Below are 18,746 nucleotides of genomic sequence, written 5' to 3'. Positions count from 1 at the left end.
CGGAGGCGCTCGGCGCGAGCGTATCTTCAAAGCGTGGCGTCGAGATCACTGCCGCAACGCGTACTCAGCGCAGTCGGCGAAAGCCCTGTCTCCGAGCGGCTTGCCCGTGTTCAGGAGTGGGCGTACGGGCCGCTGATCGGTTGGGTCCGGCGCAGCCCGCTGCACAGCGACGTACTGGGGCATTCGTTGCATCCGTCGCTGACCGATGTGACTGCTGGTTGCTGGCTCGGTACGTCCGTTCTCGATGTCGCGGGTGGATACGAGTCGCGCCGTGGGGCAACGCTTCTTGCGGGCTTGGGGTTGTTGGCGTCGCTGCCGACGGCTGTCGCGGGTGCCGGCGACTGGGCGGGACTGTCGGGTGTCGAACGCAGGATCGGGGCGGTTCACGCGCTGGGCATGGACACCGCGACGGTTCTCTTCACCGGCTCGCTGATCGCGCGGCTGCGCGGAGACCACCGCCGCGCTACCAGGCTGGCTGCGGCTGGGAACCTGGTGGTGGCAGGTGCGGGCTTCCTCGGCGGGCACCTGGCCCTCCACCGCGGAACCGCCCGCCGAGACCTCACCAGTGACGACTAGCGCGCGGCCCGGCCCGACGCGAGGGATGCGGCGCTCGGCGCGGCTAGCGGGGTTCGTGCGGTGGGGGCTTGGTCGGATAGGTTTCGGCGACATGAGTGTTGTCGAGCATGTCGTCCTCATCCATGGGACCTGGGGTCGCGGGAGCCACTTCCGGGAGGCGCGGGCCGCGTTCGAGGCCCGTGGATTCGTCGTGCACACGCCGACGCTGCGCCACCACGAGTTGCCACTGGAGGAAGGAGCGGCGCAGATCGCGACGCTCAGCCTGACGGACTACGTCGACGATCTGGTCGCGGTGTGCGAGTCGCTCGATTCGCCGCCGCTGATCCTCGGGCACTCGCTGGGCGGACTGCTCGCCCAGCTCGTCGCCGCCCGGACCGCGCACGCCGGTCTGATCGGGGTCTGCCCGGCGCCGGCGGCCGGGATCTTCGCCATGTACCCGTCGATGACGCGCCTGTTCCTGAGCCACTACCTCCAGCGCCGGCCGTGGACCAAGCCGCTGCGTCCGACCTGGGAGAAGTTCCACGTCGGCGGACGGATCACGCAGACGGACGAGGACTCCCGGGCGCTGTTCGCGGACCTGGTCTGCGAATCGGGCCGTGCGTACTGCGAGATGGCCTTCCCACAACTCGATCGCCGCAAGGCGTCGCGCGTCGACTACACCGCGATCCCCGGGCCGGTGCTGATCTTCGGCGGCGGCCAGGATCGTACGGTGGCCTCGGCCGTCTGCCGCACCACCGCATCGAAGTACCGGAACGCCACGTACCAAGAGATCCTCGACGCCGACCACATGCTCCTGTTCGGCGAGATTCTCGAAACGACGATGAGCCACATCGACAACTGGCTCACCGCGAGCAACCTCGCCCTCCCCAAACGCTGAGCTGGGCTGGTCTCAGCTGGTGCGTTGGGCCGTGACCCGGGTGAAGCCAAGGGTGCTGCCGGCGTCGATCCGGAGCATTTCGGCTTCCTGTCCCGGCGTACCGCTGTCCTGGTCGCAGGCCTCGTTCCACTGCAGCCAGTCACGCCATCCGTCCGGCAGCCGATCCGCATGGTCGACCGTGACAAGGCCGGTCTTTTCCCAGTGGCGTCGCCACCATTCTGCGCTGTGCCAGGCGCAGAAGTCCCAGCTCCAGTACGGCTCGAGGTGCGGCGGCGGCAGCGTCTCGTACTCCTCCGCAAGGCCCGGCTGCACAATGCCGATCCGCCCGCCGCGCTTCACGAAGCGCGAGAAGTAGCCGAGGTAAAGGTCGTCGGTGCCGAAGTAGTGGTACGCCCCGATGCTCACGGCCGCGTCGAAGAAGTCGTCCGCGAACGGCAGTGCATGGGCCTCGGCGTAGATCGGGTGCACCTTGTCCTCGACCTGCGCCTCGACCACGCGCCGCAGGTTCTCGTCGGGCTTCACCCACAGGTCGGTCGCCCAGACCTCGACGCCGTACTCCTTCGCCAGGAAGATCGAACTCAGCGCCGTACCGCAGCCCAGATCGAGGACGCGCATACCGGGCTCGAGCGGTAGAACCGCGGCCAGTGCCTCCGCCTGCCAGACCGGGTTCGGCCCCATCGCGCCGTCGATCATCCAGCGCGCGGAGTACCTGGCCGACCGCGGGTACCGCTCGTTCCTCAGCAGCACATCAAGCTCATCCACGCGACCGGAGTCTGCGCGACCATCCGTACCCGAGCAACCCGTTTACGGCGTGACCGTCAGCTCCAACGACGCCCGCAGCACGTCGCCGGACTCGGTGGCGAGCACAACGACGAGAGTCCACTGCCCCGGCGGCACGGCGTACTCCAGATCCGGAACCACCACAGCCGTACCAATCAGAACAGGCACCAGCCGACTCCCGTACGGCCCCACCTCGAACCCGACCCGCGGCAGCGGATGCGGCCCGACGAACCGGCCAACCACACGTCCCGAGCCGTCAATGATCACGGAGGACACCTCACCGTTGGTGATGAACACCTGCGTCTCCGGCGACCGATTCGTCACCCGCACCTCGCGCCGCGCATCCCGGCCGGACCGTACCGACAGCGGCGCCGGTGCCTCGACCTCGAGCCCGGCAGCGTCGGCCGGCTCGCCACGCAACTCGTTCAGGCGGTCGTGGACGAGCTCGCCACGGGGAAACAGCTTTGCCCCGACCCGCAGATCCAGGTAGTCGCCGTACGTCGCGTGCAAATCGCCGGCGATGTCCGTAGCCCACGCGGCCAGCTCGATCCGCACCCGCTTTTCGTACCGCCGCTCGCTGCCAGGATCCGGCAACACCACGAGCGCCCCCGGCGCCTCCTCCAGAAGCCGCCGCAGTTCCACCCGCAGCCCTTCCCACCCCTCCACCTCTCGACGATAGCCCCACCCCGCCGAGTCGTGGTGGATGGTTCTCGGCGCGCTCGCGCGACTCCTCCGCAACGGCGTCGAAGAGCCAGCCGCCCGGCCGGCAGCATCGAGAAATTCCACTGCGGCATCGTCGGCCGCGGCGGTCGGTCAGAACGGGAGTTTGGGTTGGGGTGGGGCGTGGGTGGGGTCTACGCCGTCGAAGAGGCTGCTGACCGATTCGCCGTCGTGAATGCGCTTGATCGCTTCGGCGAAGAGGCCGGCGACCGAGGTGACCTCGAGCTCGGGGAAGCCGGCCGGGCGCGGAACGGTGTCGGTGCTGATGACCTCGGTGATCGAGGGGTGCGAACGCAACCGCTCGACGGCCGGGCCGGCGAACAGCCCGTGCGTGCAGGCGACGGCGGCCTGGGTGCAGCCGTGGTCCTTCAGCCGGTCGAGCAGCTCGATGATGGACCCGCCGGTGGCGATCTCGTCGTCCAGGATGATCGCGCGCCGCCCCGCGACCTCGCCGACGATCGCGTCGATGACCACCCGGTCGTCGGCCAGCCGCTGCTTGCTGCCGGCCGCCACCGGTACGCCGAGCAGCCGGGCGAACTGGGTCGCGGTCTTCGCGTTGCCGAGGTCGGGGCTGACGACGACGGTGTCCGAGAGATCGCGGCCACGGAAGTGGTCCGCGAGGACGCCGATGGCGGTCAGGTGGTCGACCGGCACCGAGAAGAATCCGTGCACCTGCGGCGCGTGCAGCGCCATCGTCAGCACCCGGTTCGCGCCGGCCGTGGTCAGCATGTCCGCGACCAGCCGGCCGCCGATCGAGATCCGGGACGCGTCTTTCTTGTCCGACCGGGCGTACGCGTAGTGCGGGATGACGGCGGTGATCTGCTGGGCCGACGCACCGCGGGCGGCGTCGATCATCAGCAACAACTCCATCAGGTGCTCCTGCGTGGGCGGCACCAGTGGTTGCACGATGTAGACGTCTCGTTGCCGGCAGTTCGTCTGCAGTTGTACCTGCAGGCAATCGTTGCTGAAACGATGGATCTCGACCGGAGACAGCGGGACGCCGAGATCACTACAGATCTGCTCCGCCAACTCGGTGTGGGCACTTCCGCTGAACACGACGATCTCTCGCACGGCTCTCCCCGAATGCTGCGACCCAATACAGCGGAAGCCTACCTGGCGCCGCCGTCCGCCTCCGCAGCAGTCCACACGCGCCACAGCATCAGCATCGTCACAGCAGCACCGGCGGATCGGCCCCCTCGGGTCAGCCGATGATGCGGGCGAGGGCAGCAGCGGCCGTACGGCAGTCCTCGGCGGACGCGTCCAGGTGGGTGACGATCCGGAGCTGGGTCGCGCCGACACCGCCGACCAGGACGCCTTCGGCCTTGGCGGCCGCGACGACCTCGGCGACGGTCTTGCCGGTCGCGGCCAGGTCCGCGACGACGATGTTCGTCTCGACCTGGTCCGGCTTGACCGATCCGGGCGCCGCGTCCGCGAGCACCTCGGCGATCGCGCGGGCGTTCGCGTGGTCCTCGGCCAGCCGCTCGACGTTGTGCTCGACCGCGTACAGCCCGGCTGCCGCCAGGACGCCGGCCTGCCGCCAGCCCGCGCCGAGACGCTTCCGCCAGATGCGTGCCTCACGGATCAGCTCGGCCGACCCGACGAGCACCGAACCGACCGGCGCGCCCAGGCCCTTCGACAGGCACACACTCGCCGCAGCCGCCCGCGAGGCGAACGACTCGACCGTACGGCCGGTCGCGACGGCGGCGTTCCAGAGCCGGGCCCCGTCGAGGTGCAGCGGCATCCCGCGCACGTCGAGCTCGTCGGCCAGCGCGTCGAATCCGTGCTGGATCGACCCGCCGCCGAAGTTGTGCGTGTTCTCGACCGAGACCGCCGACGTGACCACGAAGTACGGACCGAGGTCGGGAGCGATCAGCGTACGGATCTGCTCGAGGTCGATCTGCCCGGCCGGCGCGCTCCAGGTCCGAGTCGTCACGCCGCTGACGGCCGCGTGCGACCCGAGCTCGGCCCGGACGATGTGGGCGCTCGCCTCGCACAGCACCTCGCCGCCGCGCGGCACCAGCGCCCGGACGCCGAGCATGTTGGCGAGCGAGCCCGTGACCGTGAACAGCCCGGCCTCGTGCCCGAGCAACCCGGCGACCCGCTCCTCGAGCGCATTGATCGTCGGGTCCTCGCCGTACACGTCGTCGCCGACCGGAGCCGACGTCATCGCCGCCAGCATCTCCGCCGACGGCCGCGTCACGGTGTCGGACCGGAGGTCGATCATGCCCGCAGTCATCGGGCCTCCGCTCCTGGACCGAGCGGAGGGAGCCCGGTCCTGGGGCCTCCCGTTCTGGACTGAGGAGCGCAGGGAGCGAAGCGACCGGAGCGACGAGGGAAGAACGGGCGTAACAGCCCCGGGACCCGCCGCGACGGAGTCGCGGCATCCGACACAGTCATGCCTTGGCTCCGCGCAGCCGCTCGGCGACCAGGAAGGCGAGCTCGAGCGACTGGTGCCGGTTCAACCGCGGATCGCAGGCGGTCTCGTACCGGTTGACGAGGTCCTCCGCGACCAGCTCCTCGCCGCCGCCGAGGCACTCGGTGACGTCGTCGCCGGTCAGTTCCATGTGGACGCCGCCCGGCCAGGTCCCGACCTGCTCGTGCGCGTCGAAGAAGCCCTGCACCTCGTCCATCACGTCGTCGAAGTTGCGGGTCTTGTACCCGTTCGGCGTCTCGAAGGTGTTCCCGTGCATCGGGTCGCAGACCCACGCGATCGGCGAACCGTGGTCGCGGACCGCCTCGAGCAGCGGCGGCAGTGCGGAACGGATCTTGCCCGCGCCCATCCGGGTGATGAACGTCAGCCGCCCCTCGATGCCCTTCGGGTTCAGCTTGTCGATCAGGGTCCGGATGTACTCGGGCGTGGTGGTCGGCCCGATCTTCACGCCGAGCGGGTTCGACAGCGAGGCGAGGAACTCGACGTGCGCGCCGTCCAGCTGCCGGGTCCGCTCGCCCACCCACAGCAGGTGGCCTGACACGTCGTACGGCTGCTCGGTGCGCGAGTCGATCCGGGTCAGCGCGTGCTCGTACTCGAGGATCAGCGCTTCGTGCGACGCGTAGAAGTCCACGGTCCGGAACTCGTCCGCGGTCGCGCCGCAGGCCCGCATGAAGGCGAGCGCGCGCTCGATCTCGGACGCCAGCTGCTCGTAGCGGCGGCCGACCGGCGACGACTTCACGAAGTCCGTGTTCCAGGCGTGCACCTGGTGCAGGTCGGCGTACCCACCGGTGGTGAACGCGCGGGTCAGGTTCAGCGTCGCGGCCGCCGCGTTGTAGACACCGCGCAAGCGCTGCGGGTCCGGGATCCGGGACTCGGGCGTGAAGTCGAACCCGTTGACCGCGTCACCACGGTACGACGGCAGCGTCACGCCGTCCCGGGTCTCCTCGCCCGACGAGCGAGGTTTCGCGTACTGCCCCGCGATCCGGCCGATCTTCACGACCGGCACGCTGGCCGCGTACTGCAGGACGACGGACATCTGCAGCAGCACCCGCAGCTTGGCCCGGATGTTCTCCGCGGTCACGCCCGCGAACGTCTCCGCGCAGTCGCCACCCTGCAGGATGAACGCCTCGCCGCGCGCGACCGCACCGATCTTCGCGGTCAGGTCGTCGCACTCACCGGCGAACACCAGCGGCGGCAGCGTCCGGAGCTCGGCGATCACCTGCTCGAGCACCGCCTGGTCCGGCCACTCGGGCTGCTGCAACGGCTTCAGCCCGCGCAGCTCGTCCAGCGTCGGAACCCCCGGTACCCGCCCCATCGTCAACGTCGCGAATTGCATGCCCTCAGCCTAGTAGAGCCCTCCGCAACCCCCAGTGTCCGTCTCACCACACTCCTCCGGGTCAGGCCAGGGAACTCGGGTCGGTGGGCACGTCCACGGCGTGTTCCCGGAGCGCGGTCAGCGGGATCGTGTCGAGGGTGCGGGCGTGGGTGGACGCCAGTACGACGGGCGCCGCGGCGCCGGCGTGGTACGCCTGGAGCCAGCGCGCCGCGACCACGCACCAGCGGTCGCCCGGCTGGAGGCCCGTGAAGCTGTACTCCGGGCGCGGGGTGACGAGGTCGTTCCCGACCGAGGTCTGGTGGGCGAGGAACTCGGCGGTCATCACCGCGCAGACGGTGTGGCTGCCGAGATCCTCCGGGCCGCTCGTGCAGCAGCCGTCCCGGTAGAAGCCGGTGACCGGGTCGGTCCCGCACTCCTCCAGCGGCTCGCCCAAGACGTTCAGGTCGCTGTCCATGGCGTCCATCTTCGCGGGACGGCGGGCCGGGAGGGGTCAGCTGGCCTTCGTGTCGCCGAGGCGGACGTGGTCGTCGACGGACTCGCCCGCCTTGATCAGCTCCTTGGCCTTGTCGGCGTACATGTCGACGTACTCCTGGCCGGACAGGTCCATCAGCGCGTACATGATCTCGTCGGTGACCGAGCGCAGTACGAAGCGGTCGCGCTCCATGCCCTCGTACCGGGAGAAGTCCAGCGGCTCGCCGAACGCGACGCCCGGGCGGACCAGGCGCGGCAGCAGCCGGCCCTTCTCGCGGTAGAACATCTTCGGCTTCATCTGGCCGCCGGGCTGCAGCTTCTCGGTGTCGATCATCGCCACCGGGATCACCGGTACGCCGGCCACGATCGCCATCCGGGCGACGCCGGTCTTGCCCTTGTACAGCCGGCCGTCGGGCGAGCGGGTGCCCTCGGGGTAGATCCCGAACAGGCCGCCCTTCTCGAGGATCCCCAGACCGGTGTTCAGCGCCGCCAGCGAGGCCCGCCCGCCGGAGCGGTCGATCGGGATCTGGCCGACCGAGCGGAAGAAGGTGGCGACCAGCTTGCCCTTCAGGCCGGGGCCGGTGAAGTACTCCGACTTGGCCGGGAAGACGATCTGCCGCGGCACCGAGACCGGCAGGAAGATCGAGTCACAGAACGCCAGGTGGTTGCTGACCAGCAGCGCCGGCCCGTCGCTCGGCACGTGCTCGACGCCGGTCACCCGGGGCCGGAACAGCAGCTTGACCAGTGGAGCGACAAAGAACCGTCTCAGGAACAGGTACAGCATCCGCCTCGACCTCCGTCAACTCGCCCGACACATTCACCCGACACAAGACCCGACCCAGCTCACCAGACCATCGTCGGCCCGTACCCACGTCCGGCACCAGTGCCCGCCGGTGACGGTCGCACGACACCCGCGGCGCCGACCGTTCCGGTGCGGACACTACGTTCCAGCTTCCCTCTCAGGCAATGTCACCGCCAGGAATGCGAGTGTTGCTCACCGTGTTGTCACCTGGATGCAGACTGGATGCAGACTGATTGGTGCCCGGATGCGACGATTGTCACGCGCACTTGTGGCGCGTCTGTGAGGACCGTGAACGGCGAGGAGTCGAGCGTGCCAGTGCAAGCCCACGCGGAGGAGTTTCGCAGTCCCGGTACCGGGCAGAACGCCGCCGTCGGCGTGCTGCTGAGCCACGGTTTCACCGGCTCGCCGGCCTCGATGCGGCCGTTCGCCGAGCATCTGGCCGCGCAGGGGTACGGCGTGGCGGTGCCGCGGCTGCCCGGGCACGGCACCAGCTGGCAGGAGATGAACCGGACCGGCTGGCCGGAGTGGTACGCCGTCCTCGGCAACGAGCTGGAGCGCCTCCGCAAGGAGCACGACAAGGTGTTCCTCGTCGGCCTGTCGATGGGTGGCTGCCTGGTCCTGCGGCTCGCCGAGGAGCACGGCGCCGGTATTTCCGGTCTGGTCCTGATCAACCCGTCCGTACGGACCGACGACAAGCGGCTGGCGCTGCTCCCGGTGCTCGCCCGGGTGGTCCCGTCGTTCCCGGGCATCTCCAACGACATCAAGAAGCCGGGCACCGTGGAGTACGCGTACGACCGGATGCCGCTGCGCGCGCTGCTCTCGCTGTCCCGGCTCTGGAAGCTCACCCGCGCCGATCTGGCGAAGATCACGCAGCCGGTGCTGCTGTTCCGCAGTACTGTCGATCATGTGGTGGAGCCGAGCTCGGGGCGGGCGGTACTGTCCTCGATCTCGTCCCGCGACGTGACCGAGACCCTGCTCGAGGACAGCTATCACGTGGCAACTCTGGACAACGACGCACCGCGCATCTTCGCCGACTCCGCAGCGTTCATCAGCCGGCTGAGTGGTCGCGACGATGCGTGACAACGGACTGACCGCGACGGCGTACACGTCGCTCGGCCGGATCGACCCCTTGGTCTCCGAGGCGGTACTGGACGCACTGAAGGCGGCCGGCATCGCGGCCTACTGCGAGAACCAGAGCGAGGCCCTGAGCGAGGTCGCGACCGAGGTGGCGACACCGGAGGAGGCCGAGGAGCCGGCCCGGATCCCGGTCGGGTACGACGAGATCTTCGTCGACGCCGAGGCGGTGGAACGGGCCCGCCCGGTGATCGATCGCAGCACTGAGGACGCCGAGTGGAAGGGTCTGGTCGAGCAGTTCAACAAGCCGTCCGCGCCCGGCCACGACGGCGGTGCGGACCCGGTGCCGCGGTGGCCGGTCAGCGAGGACGTCGACGAGAAGTACGAGCCGCTGATCGACGTACCGACCGGTCTGACGATCAAGGACGACACCCCGGACGAGGACGAGGCCAAACCGGCGAAGAAGACCGACGACCCGCACGAGCACTTCGTCCCGCCCGAGCCGCCGCGTGGTCCCCGTCTGGACTGGGTCAGCCGGCTCGCCTGGCTGGGTCTGCTCGGCGGTCCGCTGCTGCTGATCGCGGCCGCCGTTCTGGGCTTCGGCACCGGCCGGATCACCACGCTCGCGGTGGCCGGGTTCATCGGCGGATTCCTCACGCTGGTGCTCAGGATGAAGGACCGGCTGCCGCCGGGCGACGGCGGCGACGACGGGGCGGTCGTCTGAGCTAGCATGCAGATCGTCGGACAATCCGACGAGACTGCTTTTGGGAGGCTGTCGTGCCACTGGTCACCGAGACCGTCGAGATCACCGGCCACCTGATGGACTCCGGGTTGCTGTCCCGCGTCCTCGACGACATCCGTGGGTACGGCGGCGAGTACACGCTGGACAAGTTCGACCTCGGGTACGACAAGGACGACCCGTCGACGGTCCGGATGACGGTCGGCGCGGAGGACGAGGAGTCGCTGCAGCGGCTGCTGATGCGGATCCAGACCAAGGGCGCGAACCTGGTCGACCCCGGCACGCCGGAGATCACCGAGGTGACCCGGGACGGCGTGTTCCCGGACGGGTTCTACTCGACCACGAACCTGCCGACGCGGGTCCGGCTCGGCGGCCACTGGGTCGACGTGCAGAACCCCGAGATGGACTGCGGCCTGCTGGTCGAAGGTTCGACGGTGCGCACCATCCCGATGTCCGACGTCCGCGCCGGGATGCAGATCATCACCAGTGCGCAGGGCGTCCGGGTGACTCCCCCGATCGTGGTCAACACCGAGGAGGGCTTCGGCTTCATGGAGTCCGACGTCTCGTCGGAGAAGCCGCAGCGGGTGCTCGTCAAGCAGGTCGCGGACGGCATGCGCGAGGCCAAGGCGAACGGGCAGAAGGTGCTCTGGGTCGGCGGCCCCGGCATCGTGCACACCGGCGCGGCCCCGGCGATGGTCGCGATCGTCGAGGCCGGGTACGTCGACGTACTGTTCGCCGGCAACGCGCTCGCGACGCACGACATCGAGTCGTCGCTGTACGGGACGTCGCTCGGCGTCGACCTGGCGCGCGGACGGGGCGTCGAGCACGGGCACGAGCACCACATCCGCGCGATCAACACGATCCGCAAGGCCGGGTCGATCGCGGACGCGGTCGAGCAGGGCGTACTGACGTCCGGCGTGATGCACGCGCTGGTCCGGCAGGGGAAGAAGTTCGTCCTGGTCGGCTCGGTGCGCGACGACGGCCCGCTGCCGGACGTCTACACCGACGTACTCGAAGGTCAGCGGGCGATGCGCGCCGAGCTCGACGGTGTCGGGTACTGCCTGATGGCCGCGACCATGCTGCACTCGGTTGCCACCGGCAACATTCTGCCGGCGTCGATCCCGCTGACCTGCGTGGACATCAACCCGGCCACCGTGACCAAGCTCGCGGACCGCGGTTCGTCGCAGGCCCGCGGGATCGTCACCGACGTCGGCCTGTTCGTCGAGCACCTCGCGCGTGAGCTGTCTCCCACCTACGCCGGGAGCGAGTGACCCCCCTCCGGGGTCAGGCTGGGGGCATGGCGAGTGAAGACTTCGAATCGTTCCTGAGCCGCTTCGAGGAGGCCAACAGCGCGTTCGTGAACGGCGATCCGTCGCTGTGGCTGCCGCTGGTGTCGCACAGCGAGCAGAGCTCGATCTTCGGCGGCTTCGGCGGCCAGGAGGTCGGCTGGTCGGAGATCGGCCCGCGCTACGAGTGGGCGGCGTCGCAGTTCCACGACACCGGGCACCCGGTCGAGTTCGAGTACCTCGACAAGTACGTCGGCGCCGACACCGCGTACACGGTCGCCATCGAGCGCTGCACGGTCCACCACATCACCCAGCCGGCCCCGGTCCCGCACGTCCTGCGCGCCACGATGATCTTCCGCGCCGAGAACGGCCACTGGAAGATCACCCACCGCCACGCCGACCCCCTGAACCCGAAGTCAGCACCACCGGACGCGGGATGAGCTACCAGTTGCGGGCTGAGTCCTGGCGGCGATTGGCTCCGGCCCCCTGGTGGTCCTGGGTCCGGTCCCTGGCACCGTCCGTCCCGGACCCTGCCTGGAGTGGGCTGCCGGTTTCCATCTGCTGGCGGTAGTACTCGGACGCCTGGAACTCGTTGATGTCCTTGTCGAAGGCACGCGACAGTTGTCCGGCGAGCTCGGAGGCAGCCTTGCCACGACCCTCGGGATACACCCGGACCGCGGCGATCGTCCCGCGCTCGGCCTGCTCGTGGGCGACCACAGTCAGATGGGTGTACTCCTGGTCCGGAGCGAACGACAGCCGGCCGGCCTCGCGCCCTGGTGCCACGAACAGGTTCTGAGCAGGCATGTACGCCTGCTGCGCGAGCACCGGGAAGTCCTGTCCGCCGACGGTCTCCGTCGTCTCGTAGAACTGCGTGTGCGTCGTCTGGTTGCAGACCGCGCGCACCATGTCGCGGATCTGGTCGTAGGAGAACGAGCCGCCCAGATCGACCCGCACGGTGGCGTCCGCGGTGTCGAGGTCGAACTTTTCCATGGCGCTCCTCAGGCAGAAGTGGAAAGCATCATGCTAGGGACCGGTGGGGGCCATGTAGTGCGGAACACAGCGGCTGACGGGTTCGGGGTGTTGGATGGGGTTATGAGTGAACTGGTGCAGCTGGCGGTGTCCGGTGGGGTGGCGGCGATTACGTTGGATTCGCCGCACAACAAGAACGCGTTGTCGCAGCAGTTGACCGGTGAGTTGCTGGCTCAGCTGGAGACGGCAGGCGCGGACGATGCCGTACGGGTGATTGTGATCCGGTCTGCGCTCGACGTGTTCTGTTCGGGGGCGGACCTGTCCGAGGCGACGACCGTCGGGATGGGGGTCGGCGCGCAGCGGATGGTCGACGTCCAGCGCGCGATCGTCGCGAACCCGAAGCCGGTGGTCGCGCGGGTGGCCGGGCCGGTGCGGGCCGGCGGGATCGGCATCGTGGCGGCGGCCGACATCAGCGTGGCGGGTGAGAGTGCGACGTTCGCGCTGACCGAGGTACGGCTGGGCCTCGCGGCGGCGACGATCTCGCTGACCGTCCTCCCCCGTCTCACCGACCGCGCCGCGGCGTACACGTTCCTGACCGGCAACAGCTTCGACGCCCTGGAGGCCTCCCGGCTCGGCCTGCTCACCCTGACGGTTCCCGACGCCGGCCTCGACGAAGCGCTGGACACGGTCGTCGCCTCCGTGCTGAAGGGCGTGCCGCAGGGTCTGAGCGAGACCAAGAAGCTGCTCAACCGCGAGTTGCTTGCCGACATCGATGCCCGCGGCAACGATCTGGCCGAGCTGTCCGCCTCGCTCTTCGCCTCCCCCGCCGCCCAGGAAGCAATGCTCATCTTCCTGAACCGCTCGAAGAGCTGACGACCCGGACCTCCAGGCCCGGCCACCCGGGCTGCCGTCGCATGCGGATCGCCAGGCCATCACAATTGCGGACCTTCGGGGCGGTCGCGCGGGGACGCGCTGGGTGAGCCCGATTGTGATGGGCTCGGGATCCGCGAGTCGTTTCAGGGCTTGAGCTCGATCAGCATCGGGAGGTGGTCGGAGGCGGCGGCCAGGTCTTCGGGCGTCGCAGGAGTCGGGACGATGCGGCCCTGCAGGGGTGGGGTGAGGTGGGCGCCGTCGATGCGTTTGTGCGGGTTGGTGGAGCTGAAGGTCGGTCCGGCGTCGGCGCCCAGGTCGGTCAGGCCTTCCTCGGCGAGGCGTTTCCAGACCGGGCCGTCGGGCTCCTCGTTCAGATCACCGGCCAGCAGATAGGGCGTACCGAACGAACGGCATCGTTGCAGGATCTGCTCGAGTTCCCGCCCGCGACCCAGGATGTGCAGCCCGAGATGGCACACGACGAGCGCGATCCGGGTCGTGCCGAGCAGCACCTGACCGCCGACCGCGCCACCGGGCAGCTGGGTGGCGACGAAGTTCAGCCGGCGGCGGACGAACGGCCGCCAGACCCGCCAGTGCAGCGACTCGGTCAGGTCGATGCCCTCGGCAACCAGGATCGCGTTCCGGGCGGACGCGGCCACGTACCGCATCCCGAACGTCGCGGCCATCGCCCGCCGCTTCCGCCGGGTCCCCCACCAGGTCGGCGCCTCCTGCACGAGCATCACGTCCGGCGCGCACGCCTTCACCACCCGCGCGAGCGCCGTACGGTCGTCACCCCACCGGTGCACGTTGTACGAGAGCACCCGCAGGTGATCGTGCGTCATACGTCAGGGTCGCCGTTCACATCCGCAGGGTGCAGGTCGGGGTCGGTGCGCATGCCCGTACGCCGGGCAGCGGACTTGCGGGCGGCACGCTCCAGCCGGGTCGAGCGCCCACGCGCCGCAGCCGTCTTCGCAGTCACGGCGGTGGTCTTCACCCGGACGCGACGCAGCCAGGTGGCCTCTTCACGCGCGAGGTCGGCCGCGCCGACCAGGCCCGCCTCCGGCCCGAGCACCGCACGGACGATCCGCGCCTCCGGCCGGAAACCACGGCCGGTCAGCGTCCGCTTGAACGCCTCGCGGGCCGGTGCCAGCAGCAGCTCGCCCGCGTCGGACACGCCACCACCGATCACGAACGTGCCCGGGTCCAGCGCGGCGGCCAGGTTCGCGAGGCCGATTCCGAGCCAGCGGCCGACGTCCTCGAGCAGCTCGACCGCGACCGGGTCGCCGTCCTTGGCGAGCTCGGTCACCATCGGGCCGTTGATCTTGCGCGGGTCCCCGCCCGCCGCGCGGAGCAGGTTGTGCGCGACCGGGGATCCGGACAGCGCCAGCTCGCGGGCCTCGCGGGTCAGGGCGTTGCCGGACGCGTACTGCTCCCAGCAGCCGCGGTTGCCGCACTCGCAGCGGTGACCGCCCGGCACCACCTGCATGTGCCCGAACTCGCCGGCGATACCGAACTTCCCGCGCTGCAGCGAGCCGTCGTTGAGGATCGCGCCGCCGATCCCGGTACCGAGCGTGACGCAGACCAGGTGGCTCTCGCCCTGGCCGCCGCCGAACCGCCACTCCGACCAGGCGGCCGCGTTGGCGTCGTTCTCCACGACGACCGGCAGGCCGAGCCGGCGCTCGACCGCGTCCCGCAGCGGCTCGTGCCGCCAGGCGAGGTGCGGCGCGAACAGCACCGACGAACGGGTCACGTCGACGAACCCGGCGGCACCGATGCCGACGGCAATCACATCGTGCCGCGACTCCAGGTCGTGTACGATCTCCGCGATCGCGTCCTCGGTCTCCCGCGGGTCGGTCGTCGGCGTGTCCCGGCGGACCCGGTCCAGGATGTTGGCCTCCGGATCGACCACCCCGGCCGCCACCTTCGTGCCGCCGATGTCGATCCCGATCGTCAGAGCCTGTGTCAGAGCCAACGTTCGACCTTCCTCGCGACCCCCGCTGTCCCTCCAGTATCCCTGGTCAGGACAATCATCGGGATTTTTCGGGTGCCGGGGCCGGCTTGCGGGCCAGGTCGGCGGCGCCGATCAGGCCGGCGTCGTTGCCGAGCTCGGCGAGGCTGAAGGCGGCGTGCGGGCGGTTCGACTTGGCGGGCAGGTTCTTCTCGAACGCTTGCTGCGCGGACTTCATCAGCAGGTCCTTCGCCGCGCTCACGCCGCCGCCGATCACGATCAGCGTCGGGTCGAACATGGTCGCCAGGCTCGCCAGCCCCTCGCCCAGCCAGCGGCCGAGGTCCTCGAGCAGCTCGACCGCGCACGGGTCGCCCTGCATCGCCGCGTCGGTGATCATCGGCCCGGTCAGCTCGGCCGGATCCTTGATCCCGCACACACTGAGCATCTGCACGGCGCCGAGCGACCCGGACTCGGCCCGGGCCTTGCCCTCGCGCACCAGCGCCCGCCCGGACGCGTACTGCTCCAAGCAGCCGCGCGCACCGCAACCACACCGATGACCACCCGGTACGACGCGCATGTGCCCGAGCTCCGCGGCAACACCGTGCGCACCGCGCAGCAGCTCACCGTCGCTGACGACCGCGCCGCCGATGCCGGTACCGACCGTGATGCAGACCATGTGCTCGACGTGCTTGGCCGCGCCGAACGCGAACTCGCCCCAGGCGGCCGCGTTGGCGTCGTTCTCGACCACGACCGGGACCTTGAGCTGCTCCGCGACCCGGGCGCCCAGCGGCTCGTTGCGCCAGGCCAGGTTCGGCGCGAACAGTACGGTCGAGCGGTCCGACGACACGAACCCGGCGGCGCCGATGCCGACCGCCTCCACGTCGTGGTCCGCGATGAGTTCGGCCGCGGCGTCACAGATCGCCGCCGCGGTCGCGTCGACGGAGTCCGCCGGGGTGTCGCGGTGCGTGCGGGTACCGATCACGCCGTCCTCGCCGACCACGCCGGCGGCGATCTTCGTACCGCCGACATCGATGCCGATCGTCAGTCCCATGGTTCGGGGTCCTCACTCACGTCGATCCGGTCCACCCGGGACCGAGTTGATTCCGGGGCCGGTTCTTGGGCCGTTTGGTCCGGTTCCTGGCCGGGTGCCGAGGTCCGCGTCGCTGCGTCCTCGCGCGCCTGCCGGGCCGCATCCGCGGCGGCTTCCAGCAGAGATCTGAGCGAGCCGAGGACGTGCGCGGCCGCGGTCGACAGTTGCTCGATCGTCTCGGGGCTGGTGGTGCGCACCCGGTGGATCAGCTGACAGACCGGGCACCAGACACAGTCCGGCCCGAGCTTGTGATCGTGCTCATGCTCCGCGTCGACAGCCTCCGGCTCCGCAACGGGTGGCTCCGCAGACCGGGACTCCGCGGCGCGGGGTTCTGCGGCCGGCGCCGCCTCGGCCGCCGCGTTCTGCAGTACGGCGAACAGCTTGGCGGCCTCCTCCGCGACGGATCCGACGGATTCCTTCACCGGCCGTCCCCGATCGCGGCTTCGCGTCGGGCCAGCTGCTCGTGGTACTCGGCCGTGAGCCCCTGCGCCAGCTCCTGCGCGGACTCCAGCGGACCCGCACCGCTCGGCACCTCCGGTGACGCCACCGGCCGCGAGGTCTCCTTCGGCGCGAACCGCACCTGCAGCCGCCCCTCGTCCAGCCGGGCACCGGCGACCACGCCACGTGCCAGCGCGGCCGGCAGCGGCAGCACCCGCCGATACGACCCGACGGTGATGATCAGCTCGTCCCCGTGCCGCGCGAGCTCCAGCTCGTCGGCGGATGCCAACGGCAACGGCATTGTCAGCGTGTACGTCCGGCCGTCGGTGTCGATGTGCCGGTCCACCCACAGCGATGTCTCGTCGGTGGCGCGCGCGAACGGGTCGTCCCCGCCATACATCTCGACGGCGAACGCGGCCAACTCCTCGACGCCGACCGGCTCGCACACGCGGTACGGCGACTCCCAGATCGGCAGCGGGCGGAACGAGTCCGCCACCTCCTCGAGGATCCCGCGCTGCGCGGCGACCCACTGCCGGCGCCACGTGTCCGCACCGGCGGCCGGGAACACCCGGTTCGCGACGACGCCGTCCACGCGGTAGCCGTACAGCGAGAGCCTGGTCAGCGACCGCCGCGCCTCCGCGACCACGACCGCCTCCGGCGTCAGCACCAGCCGCACCGAGGCGTCCGGGCCGGCCAGCAGCGTACGGATGTCGGCCAGGTCGCTCTGCAGCCGGCGCAGCGCGTCGAAGACGTTGTCGTCCGGCATCGGGATGCTCGACCCGCGGCTCAGACCGACGCCCCGGTTGATGAACGGCCGGAACGTCCGCATCATCTTCCGCTCGGCGTTGAAGATCCGGTCGAGGTACCAGTTCAGGGCCTCGGGCAGGCCGAGCAGCCGGAGCGTCTCGGCGGTCGGCGCGCAGTCCACGACGATCACGTCCCAGCGCCCGGACCGCACGTGGTCCCGCACCTCGAGCAGCGCGAGCACCTCCGCGGCGCCCGGCAGCACGGTCAGCTCCTCGGCCTCGATCGGATCCACGCCGACCATGTGCAGCACCGAGCGCAGGTAGTTCTGGATGTCGCCCCAGGAGCGCTCGAACTTGCGCTGCGCGTCGATCTGCTGGACGAACAGCAGGTCGTCGATCTCGGTCGGCTCCTGACCCACCTCGGAGTCGAACGCGTCCGAGAGCGAGTGCGCGGCGTCGGTCGACAGCACCAGCGTGCGCAGCCCGCGGAGCGCCGCGAGCGTGGCCGTACCGGCAGCGGAGGTCGTCTTGCCCACGCCGCCCTTACCTGTGTAAAGCAGTACCCGAGTCACTTGCCGGAACCCACAACACTCACGACTCGACGCGCTTCTTGAGGCCCTTGAGGGCTGTGTCGATGATGACCTTCTCCGCCTTGCGTTTGAGCATCCCGATCATCGGGATCGCCACGTCCACGGCCAGCCGGTAGGTCACCTCGGTGCCTTCCGCGCCGAGATCACGCAAGACATAAGCACCGTCCATCCCCTTGACCATCTTCGCCTCGACCAGCGTCCAGGTCACCTCGTTGCGGGACCAGACGTAGGCCAGCGTGTACTCGTCGGAGATGGCGCCCGCATCGACCTTGAACCGCACCTTGTTCGGCCGGCCGGCCTCGTCGGTGGACAGCACCTCGGTCTCCCGCATCGAGTCGGCCCACTCCGGATAGGCCGCGAAGTCCGCGATCACCGCCATGATTTCCTTGGGGGACGCGTTCACCTGGATGGTCGAGGTGGTCTGTTCCGCCATCGATTCACCTCTTAGCTGGCCTGGGACGAGTGGTGCTGGAGACTGCCGGACCCCCCGATGGATCCGCGTCCTCCCCGGAGACTATCGCGGGATCGGATCCGGTACGGCGTTCGCCTGCCGCACGGCCTGCCTCGACCTCGTCCTTGAAGCGCCACAACCGCTCCCGGTACGCCGCGACGTACCGCTCCTTGAGCCGCTCGGCGGCCCGGCCCCGCAGCGGCTTCGGTGGGTCGACCCGCAGATACCAATGCACGACGACACCGTCCCGGACCGCCTCCAGCCACCACTCGGCCGTACCGGTCACAGCTCCGGTGACGGCCCAGCGGACTCCTTCCGGACCGCGTCGCTCGGACGGTGTCAGGGTGAGGTCCGGCCACCACTCGCGCCAGAGGGTGTCCGAGCCGAGCCGCTCGGCGACGTAGGCTGGATCAGCAACGACCAGGTCGTCGCAACTGATGTCGAGCAATGGCATGGCTTGAACCTAGTTCCGTGGGTCACATAAAGGTGGCTACTTGTGGGTAGGTGACTGTAGCGTGCGCCGGAAGTCGACAATTCGTGACCGACTGAGGA

At 69.8% G+C, this 18,746-nt stretch carries 22 protein-coding genes; 7 read left to right on the top strand and 15 right to left on the bottom strand.

Features of this window, described 5'->3' with window-relative positions:
• Positions 1–33: 33 nt before the first annotated feature.
• Both ACGFI6_RS14960 and ACGFI6_RS14955 read left to right on the top strand, forming a co-directional pair.
• Positions 34–576 carry a DUF2231 domain-containing protein gene (locus ACGFI6_RS14960; RefSeq protein ID WP_393118689.1) on the top strand — a complete coding sequence of 181 codons (543 nt, stop codon included), beginning with the start codon at positions 34–36 and terminating at the stop codon, positions 574–576.
• Between the two features lie 91 nt (positions 577–667).
• Entirely contained in the window at positions 668–1,453 is a 786-nt protein-coding gene (locus ACGFI6_RS14955; RefSeq protein WP_393118687.1) for an alpha/beta hydrolase, read from the top strand.
• A gap of 12 nt (positions 1,454–1,465) precedes the next feature.
• Here the strand turns inward: ACGFI6_RS14955 and ACGFI6_RS14950 are convergent, their stop codons facing one another.
• The 7 genes from ACGFI6_RS14950 to ACGFI6_RS14920 form a co-directional block, all read right to left on the bottom strand.
• Positions 1,466–2,215, bottom strand: coding sequence for an SAM-dependent methyltransferase (locus ACGFI6_RS14950; RefSeq protein WP_393118685.1), 750 nt, complete (start codon positions 2,213–2,215; stop codon positions 1,466–1,468).
• A gap of 42 nt (positions 2,216–2,257) precedes the next feature.
• Positions 2,258–2,899, bottom strand: a complete 642-nt coding sequence (locus ACGFI6_RS14945) for a hypothetical protein (RefSeq protein WP_393118683.1) — start codon at positions 2,897–2,899, stop codon at positions 2,258–2,260.
• A 147-nt stretch (positions 2,900–3,046) separates the two neighbouring features.
• Positions 3,047–4,024: a ribose-phosphate diphosphokinase gene (locus ACGFI6_RS14940; protein WP_393118681.1), complete on the bottom strand. Its 978-nt coding sequence runs from the start codon at positions 4,022–4,024 to the stop codon at positions 3,047–3,049.
• Between the two features lie 130 nt (positions 4,025–4,154).
• Entirely contained in the window at positions 4,155–5,189 is a 1,035-nt protein-coding gene (locus ACGFI6_RS14935) for a threonine aldolase family protein (RefSeq protein ID WP_393118679.1), read from the bottom strand.
• Positions 5,190–5,346: 157 nt separating this feature from the next.
• Positions 5,347–6,720, bottom strand: a complete 1,374-nt coding sequence (locus ACGFI6_RS14930) for a class II 3-deoxy-7-phosphoheptulonate synthase (protein WP_393118677.1) — start codon at positions 6,718–6,720, stop codon at positions 5,347–5,349.
• Between the two features lie 61 nt (positions 6,721–6,781).
• Entirely contained in the window at positions 6,782–7,174 is a 393-nt protein-coding gene (locus ACGFI6_RS14925) for a DUF2237 family protein (protein WP_393118675.1), read from the bottom strand.
• Between the two features lie 36 nt (positions 7,175–7,210).
• Positions 7,211–7,975 (bottom strand): lysophospholipid acyltransferase family protein, encoded by a 765-nt coding sequence (locus tag ACGFI6_RS14920; RefSeq protein WP_393118673.1) that lies wholly within the window; start codon positions 7,973–7,975, stop codon positions 7,211–7,213.
• A 327-nt stretch (positions 7,976–8,302) separates the two neighbouring features.
• Between ACGFI6_RS14920 and ACGFI6_RS14915 the strand changes: the two genes are divergently transcribed.
• Genes ACGFI6_RS14915 through ACGFI6_RS14900 form a run of 4 tightly spaced genes read left to right on the top strand, consistent with a single transcriptional unit; the run spans position 8,303 to position 11,532 of the window.
• Positions 8,303–9,073, top strand: coding sequence for an alpha/beta hydrolase (locus ACGFI6_RS14915; protein ID WP_393118671.1), 771 nt, complete (start codon positions 8,303–8,305; stop codon positions 9,071–9,073).
• Positions 9,066–9,791: a hypothetical protein gene (locus tag ACGFI6_RS14910; RefSeq protein WP_393118669.1), complete on the top strand. Its 726-nt coding sequence runs from the start codon at positions 9,066–9,068 to the stop codon at positions 9,789–9,791. Before ACGFI6_RS14915 ends, ACGFI6_RS14910 begins: the two co-directional genes overlap by 8 nt.
• 53 nt (positions 9,792–9,844) lie before the next feature.
• Positions 9,845–11,077: a TIGR00300 family protein gene (locus tag ACGFI6_RS14905; protein WP_393118667.1), complete on the top strand. Its 1,233-nt coding sequence runs from the start codon at positions 9,845–9,847 to the stop codon at positions 11,075–11,077.
• 26 nt (positions 11,078–11,103) lie between these two features.
• A complete protein-coding gene (locus ACGFI6_RS14900) occupies positions 11,104–11,532 on the top strand; it encodes a YybH family protein (protein ID WP_393118665.1) in 429 nt (142 codons plus the stop codon).
• 1 nt (position 11,533) lies between these two features.
• On the opposite strand, the gene ACGFI6_RS14895 is transcribed toward ACGFI6_RS14900, so the two are convergent.
• Positions 11,534–12,082, bottom strand: coding sequence for a hypothetical protein (locus ACGFI6_RS14895; protein WP_393118663.1), 549 nt, complete (start codon positions 12,080–12,082; stop codon positions 11,534–11,536).
• 102 nt (positions 12,083–12,184) lie between these two features.
• On the opposite strand from ACGFI6_RS14895, the gene ACGFI6_RS14890 reads away from it, so the two are divergent.
• On the top strand, positions 12,185–12,934 hold the full coding sequence (locus ACGFI6_RS14890) for an enoyl-CoA hydratase-related protein (protein ID WP_393118661.1): 750 nt from the start codon (positions 12,185–12,187) through the stop codon (positions 12,932–12,934).
• 143 nt (positions 12,935–13,077) lie between these two features.
• Here the strand turns inward: ACGFI6_RS14890 and ACGFI6_RS14885 are convergent, their stop codons facing one another.
• The 7 genes from ACGFI6_RS14885 to ACGFI6_RS14855 are packed head-to-tail and all read right to left on the bottom strand — an operon-like array spanning position 13,078 to position 18,648.
• The gene (locus tag ACGFI6_RS14885) at positions 13,078–13,773 is read right to left on the bottom strand and encodes an endonuclease/exonuclease/phosphatase family protein (protein ID WP_393118659.1); all 696 of its coding nucleotides are present in this window, start codon (positions 13,771–13,773) and stop codon (positions 13,078–13,080) included.
• Positions 13,770–14,903, bottom strand: a complete 1,134-nt coding sequence (locus tag ACGFI6_RS14880; protein WP_393118658.1) for an ROK family glucokinase — start codon at positions 14,901–14,903, stop codon at positions 13,770–13,772. The genes ACGFI6_RS14885 and ACGFI6_RS14880 overlap by 4 nt, the downstream gene beginning before the upstream one ends.
• Before the next feature lie 55 nt (positions 14,904–14,958).
• Positions 14,959–15,930: an ROK family glucokinase gene (locus tag ACGFI6_RS14875; protein WP_393118656.1), complete on the bottom strand. Its 972-nt coding sequence runs from the start codon at positions 15,928–15,930 to the stop codon at positions 14,959–14,961.
• Entirely contained in the window at positions 15,921–16,391 is a 471-nt protein-coding gene (locus tag ACGFI6_RS14870; RefSeq protein ID WP_393118654.1) for a hypothetical protein, read from the bottom strand. The genes ACGFI6_RS14875 and ACGFI6_RS14870 overlap by 10 nt, the downstream gene beginning before the upstream one ends.
• Entirely contained in the window at positions 16,388–17,725 is a 1,338-nt protein-coding gene (locus tag ACGFI6_RS14865) for an ArsA family ATPase (protein ID WP_393118652.1), read from the bottom strand. The genes ACGFI6_RS14870 and ACGFI6_RS14865 overlap by 4 nt, the downstream gene beginning before the upstream one ends.
• 19 nt (positions 17,726–17,744) lie before the next feature.
• Positions 17,745–18,176: an SRPBCC family protein gene (locus ACGFI6_RS14860; protein ID WP_166679286.1), complete on the bottom strand. Its 432-nt coding sequence runs from the start codon at positions 18,174–18,176 to the stop codon at positions 17,745–17,747.
• Positions 18,177–18,180: 4 nt separating this feature from the next.
• Positions 18,181–18,648, bottom strand: a complete 468-nt coding sequence (locus ACGFI6_RS14855; protein ID WP_393118650.1) for a hypothetical protein — start codon at positions 18,646–18,648, stop codon at positions 18,181–18,183.
• Positions 18,649–18,746 lie beyond the last annotated feature (98 nt).

The sequence above is a fragment of the Kribbella sp. NPDC048928 genome (assembly GCF_043197975.1).
Classification (GTDB): Bacteria; Actinomycetota; Actinomycetes; order Propionibacteriales; family Kribbellaceae; genus Kribbella.
This window is presented reverse-complemented; position numbering and strand designations above follow the sequence as displayed.